1 protein-coding gene is annotated in these 461 nt (G+C 41.4%); it reads right to left on the reverse strand.

Annotated elements, in window-relative coordinates:
* Positions 1–407, reverse strand: a 407-nt coding sequence (gene ccmE, locus AAEY97_RS21160; RefSeq protein ID WP_351001306.1) for a cytochrome c maturation protein CcmE, incomplete at its 3' end; no start/stop codon positions are given.
* Positions 408–461 lie beyond the last annotated feature (54 nt).

Below are 461 nucleotides of genomic sequence, written 5' to 3' on the forward strand. Positions count from 1 at the left end.
GGCATATATTCTTCGTCATGCTTTGCAAGCACTTCAAATGCTTCAATAACATTAGGTTCGATTAATACGCCCTGCGCTACAATGCCTTGCCCCTCACGAAACAAGTCTGGCAATATGCCTTGATAACGCACGGTCACTAATGGACCTGTATCAATTAGCTTAAAGCTTACTTGTAAGCTCTGTTCATTACGCTCAACCGTGCCTGGTACAACCATGCCACCAATGCGTAGCTTTTGGCCTATTTGTGGTTTTTCTTTATTGGGGCCTTTACCGTCAACAAGCTCACTTGGGGTATAAAATAAATTAATGTTTTCTTGTAATGCATACAGTACCAAGCCTATTGAGGCACCAATGCCAAACAGCACTGCAACAATAACTAAAAGGCGTTTTTTACGTCTTGGGTTCATTATATTTGCTCCTGCTTAGCATTTTTAATACGAACTTCTCGCGCTATTTGTTGC

It is taken from the genome of Shewanella sp. TB7-MNA-CIBAN-0143, assembly GCF_040310065.1.
GTDB lineage: Bacteria > Pseudomonadota > Gammaproteobacteria > Enterobacterales > Shewanellaceae > Shewanella.